General features: G+C 45.5%; 4 protein-coding genes and 1 pseudogene. 1 reads left to right on the forward strand and 4 read right to left on the reverse strand.

The features are described 5' to 3' along the window. The 4 genes and pseudogenes from RMO52_RS03880 to RMO52_RS03895 all read right to left on the reverse strand — a co-directional run. Window positions 1-221 (reverse strand): hypothetical protein (locus RMO52_RS03880; protein ID WP_310411038.1); only part of this gene is annotated, 221 nt, incomplete at its 3' end. Window positions 222-288: 67 nt separating this feature from the next. Beyond that, a complete protein-coding gene (locus tag RMO52_RS03885; RefSeq protein WP_310411040.1) occupies window positions 289-1,296 on the reverse strand; it encodes an isochorismatase in 1,008 nt (335 codons plus the stop codon). 193 nt (window positions 1,297-1,489) lie between these two features. Then, window positions 1,490-2,752 (reverse strand): ABC transporter ATP-binding protein, encoded by a 1,263-nt coding sequence (locus tag RMO52_RS03890; protein ID WP_310411043.1) that lies wholly within the window; start codon window positions 2,750-2,752, stop codon window positions 1,490-1,492. A 112-nt stretch (window positions 2,753-2,864) separates the two neighbouring features. Beyond that, window positions 2,865-3,095, reverse strand: a pseudogene (locus tag RMO52_RS03895) (type III glutamate--ammonia ligase); the annotation flags it as partial. A 454-nt stretch (window positions 3,096-3,549) separates the two neighbouring features. Between RMO52_RS03895 and RMO52_RS03900 the strand changes: the two are divergent. Beyond that, entirely contained in the window at window positions 3,550-4,560 is a 1,011-nt protein-coding gene (locus RMO52_RS03900) for a spherulation-specific family 4 protein (RefSeq protein ID WP_310411045.1), read from the forward strand. Window positions 4,561-4,960: the final 400 nt, after the last annotated feature.

Below are 4,960 nucleotides of genomic sequence, written 5' to 3' on the forward strand. Positions count from 1 at the left end.
ACTCCGCGAAACCTCGGTGGTTCCCAGCCGTCATATTCATGAACTCTCGCCAGCACAAAATCCTTTCGCTCTGGGTCGATTTGGGCGATCGTATTGAGATATTCGCGATCGTGAGCGATGACACCATTGCTAGTAAAGGCAATCCATTCGCCTCGATATTTTGCTAATCTCTGCTGATTTTTCACGTACCAATCGTGGGCATCGAGATAGACTTGTTCCATAAAAGTTAACCGCGATCGATATATTTATTTTAGGGGATAGTGAATGGTGGATAGTGGATAGTTACAATTATATGAAGTCTCGATCGGCTGTAGATTTGACGATATTCATCCCCGCATCAGCAAACCGTTGATAAGCCGCCTCCGCTTGGGCTGTATAATCTACCACCCCAGGAATTACCACAGGCGAAGTACAATCGGCGAGTAAATACACCTTCCGTGCTAATTGAGGATCGATCGATTGAATTTCGGTTAAGAGATCGTTAACCGTCCACGCGACACAATGACTCTGCGCTTGTCCGGCAATAATTAACTTATCGGCGGTTAATAAAAACTCGATTAAGCTATCGTTCTTGCTGGCAATTGTTTCGCCCAATTGATTTTTAAAAACCTCTGGAGCCAAAGCCGAATAATTTTCCGTCAAAGTCCGATCGCCTTTAATCGAGAACATGGCTTGACTCGTGCGGGCAATCCCATGAAAAAAGATCGCTTCCTCTACCGCAGGTACCAACGCATGACCGATACCGCCTAACATGGCATGATACGGCCAAATTAAGAGTGGATATTTGCCACCATCGCTCAACTGCTGGACGTAGTGCAGTGCATATGCTTGAAGCTGCTCTGGCGGCTCGGTGCTAAAGGCTGGATTGGCACGCCATTTGCCGGAGCTGACATCGGCGGGGGTAATTGTCGTTACCGCTGGCGTAGGATGTTCGCCTTGCTCGTCGAGCCAAAAAATCGGATGGAAAATTTGATGCAGATGATGGGTATCCATCGTAGCAATGATTTGGTCGATTTTACCTAAATTGCGATAGATAAATTCACACAATCTAATGTTATCCTCGATCGCTCCCCGTCCGCTACGACCGCCGACAAATAGCTCGAAGTTCGGTAGACAGAATGTATTTTGAACGTCGATTAGTAATAGCTCAACATTACTGTCAGTCTGAGATATAGGGCTTAATTGATGGTTGTCAGCCCAGGATTTAGCGGCGATCGATCGCTCCTGATAGGGCACGCGCCAGATCTCCCCGACGCGATCGGGTTGGAAGTGCTGAGGAATGGGTAACTGAGTCATATATAGTAATAATAAAACTAACTTATAATTGAATTATAGTAATTACTACCATATATAGCAACTCGCACGATCGCGGATATCCTGCCAGCTTTTGAAGCATCGTAGGGTGTGTTGTCTTGTCTCGCATAATCCGGGAGGAAACCTCCCGGCTGCGAGCCGCTATCGCGTAGCGTAACGCACCAAGGGGCTAGATTTAATTTCCCACCTGTAATGCTAAACTAGTCTCACGATCGAACAGATGAATTTTATCGATCGCGACTGATAGCCACACTTCTTCACCTACCGCAACTACTTTATCTGGTGAAACTCGCACCTGTACGATGAGATCGGCTGGTTCCAAATCTTGAAGTTTGACAGCAATATAAGTATCATTACCTAATGCCTCAACTGTCTCGACTGTGCCGTGTAAATTCTTGGTTGCAGGTAATCCTATCGTGAGATGTTCGGGACGAATGCCGAGTAATAACGATCGACTAAAAGCATTATTTAGTTGTGATTCCCATGCTTCAGGAAGTGTAACCCGAAATTGATTATTCCCGATCGAGAGTGGTAATTTGACTTGGGCTGGAATCAAATTCATCGGTGGCGAACCGATAAATTGGGCAACAAAAATATTGGCAGGGTGGTTGTATATTTCTAACGGGGTGGCAACTTGTTGAATTTGTCCCTGATTCATCACGGCGATTCGATCGCCCATAGTCATCGCCTCGGTTTGATCGTGGGTGACATAGATCGTTGTCGTGCCTAATTGACGTTGCAATTTGACGATTTGGGTGCGAGTTTCCGCGCGTAATTTGGCATCGAGATTGGATAATGGTTCATCCATTAAAAATACCTGTGCGTCGCGAGCGATCGCGCGACCGAGTGCTACCCGTTGTTTTTGTCCGCCCGAAAGTTGCTTGGGAAATCGATTTAGTAAACCCTCAATCTGGAGCATTTGAGCAACTTGGCGCACTTTTTTCGAGATGATTTTTTCGCGATCGGAAACGTAACGTAAACCACGCGGAAATCCACGCGTAATTTCAACCAGGAAGTTCTCAATTTCTGGAGATAAACCTTTGGGTTGTTTTACTAAACTGGGGGTATGAAATGATTGACTGCGCCGCAATCCAAAGGCGATATTGTCATATACTCGCATGTGCGGATAGAGCGCGTAACTCTGGAACACCATCGCAATATCCCGTTCCTTGGGCGGCAACTCATTCACCAATGTTTCGCCAATTCTAATCGTGCCAGCCGTAATCGTCTCCAAGCCAGCAATCAGCCGCAGGAGGGTACTTTTCCCACAGCCAGAGGCTCCCACTAGCACCATAAATTCACCGTTATTTACAGTCAAATTTATCCGGCGCAGCACACTTTCTGGCGCGGGGAGATCTGAAGGCTGGGCTTTGCTTTTATCCTTGGGAGCGGTAGGAGTATAGCTTTTGTGAATATTTTCTAGAGTAACTTTTGCCACGGTAGCTTGCTGTCAATTACACTATCCGTCTTTATCTTCCCACACTATCGCAAATTGCTTGTAGAATTGCTCGTTGTCGAGCAGCGGGCAACCAATCGACATCTGGTTGCTACGGTAATTGGATCGTCTGACTGACGTTGGGCATCGCCAAAATATCCAGATCCGCAGGTGTCATGTCCAACCAAGCGGCAAAACCTGCAAAACCCGCTCCATCCACTGCCATCCGATCGATCGCCTGTGCTGGCAACATTTTGGCGCGTTGAGTGCCAAATAGATCCGTAAAGGAAATCAGAACATAACGGATGCCGCGATCGCGTGCAATGTCAGATAGCAGTACAGTCATATTCGAGAGCGATGAATGATGCCAAAGTTCTACGATAAGCGAAAGTTTCGATCGAATTCGATCGCCACGAACCGAAATACTCGATCGAACTACAAATCTGTGACGATCGCCTCAGCCATTGCGATCGCCATCTAGTGAATTTGCTAAAAGCTAGACATAGCAAGCATTTAGAACATAAAAATCCATTTTTAGCGCGTCGGGGTATTTTCGCCATTTCAGTATTTTTGCGGTTGCCTTCACTGACTACCTACAAGAAACTAAGAGTAGTTCTTTGGTAGCTATATTTGCAATTAAAGCTATTACAAGTTATTTCAAACATTAATGTTTTGCTCATAGCTAAACATTAAAAACAGCTATGAGTAATTTTCAGTGGCGCCATATATTTTACTCGTTCGTAAATAGTTAGATCGAAATTGTCAGCTTGAGTTGTAATTGTTAAAGCCTATTTAAAACAATGAAAAAAATTACCGCACTAGCGAACTTGGCTTTGCTATTTGGACTGTTGCAGTTGCCTGCTAATGCAGTCCAATTGGTCGTCCCAGCCTATTTTGCTCCATCTCCGACTGGTCTACCACCCGCTACTACTCCTAATGGTACTGCTGATTGGAATACGTTAATTACCGCTCAACAAGCTCAAAAAGCAAATAACCAATTGCCGATTGTCGCGATCGTCAATCCAAATACCGGAGCTGGTACCGCTGCTGATACAGCTTATTATCAACAAGTTTACACAGATTTTTCTAATGCTGGCGGCACGCTCATCGGTTATATACCATCTGGATATGTAGGGCAATCAATTAACCCAGACGCATCATGTCAGGCGAGAACCGCTCAGGCTGTTGTTGGCTGTGCCCAAGATTATCGGACATTGTATCCCAATATCATCAGTGGCATTTTTGTGGATGAATTTGGGATTCAGGCAGGTACGAATCCCGGTATCACCCCTACCCAGGTGACAGATTTTTATACTCAAATCTACGATGGGATTAAGGGCATCGACCCAAATTGGACTGTATTTGGCAATCCTGGCAGCAATGCACCGATCGATTTTCTGCGTCAAGGCAACAGTGGCGGGGCGGACACCCTGATTACTTATGAAGATATTGCCGCAAATTATGCTGCCAACCTTCCGAGCGGGTACGTCAGTAGTTTTCCGGCATCGACTTTTGGAAATTTTGTTTTAGAAACTCCGGAATCGAGTTTACGAAGCATAATTGACACTGCGGTGAGTCGTAATGTGGGGTATATCTTTGTAACTGACGAGGGTGTCAATGTAAATAATGGCAATCCTTACGATCGATTGCCAACTTATTTTGCCAGCGAATTGAGTATCATAAATAGTATCAATCGAAGTCAGTCAGTTGCCCAGCAAGTACCCGAACCCGATGCTTGGCCGATTCCGCTAGTTGGCGTTGGACTGATCTTGGCGATCCGTCATCGCAAGCGATCTCGTGCAAAAGGTTAATTCACATCTTGGAGCGACACAAAGCTACTAGTATTTTAGTGGATAGTGGATAGTGGATAGCCAGTAGGGTGGGCACTGTCTTGTTTCGCTCAATCTGAAGGGAACCTCCAGAGCGCGAACCGCTGCCCACCATCTATGTTTCAGCTATTATCGATCGACTACTGTTGACGATTTACTTACTCAACATATCCCCTACAGCACCACTACCACTAATGAATGCCGTAATAAACTAGGATATGATTATCCTACTAGTAAGTAGCTGGGCGTAATTAAATATAAGATATCGTGTAGGGTGGGCACTGTCTTGATTCGCTCGATCTGGAGGAAACCTCCAGGGCGCGAATCGCTGCCCACCAGCTAGGTTCCAGACATAATCTATCTTATAAATAATTGCATCTAC

Origin of the sequence: Chamaesiphon sp. OTE_8_metabat_110, from assembly GCF_031382685.1 — a bacterium.
Taxonomy (GTDB): domain Bacteria; phylum Cyanobacteriota; class Cyanobacteriia; order Cyanobacteriales; family Chamaesiphonaceae; genus Chamaesiphon.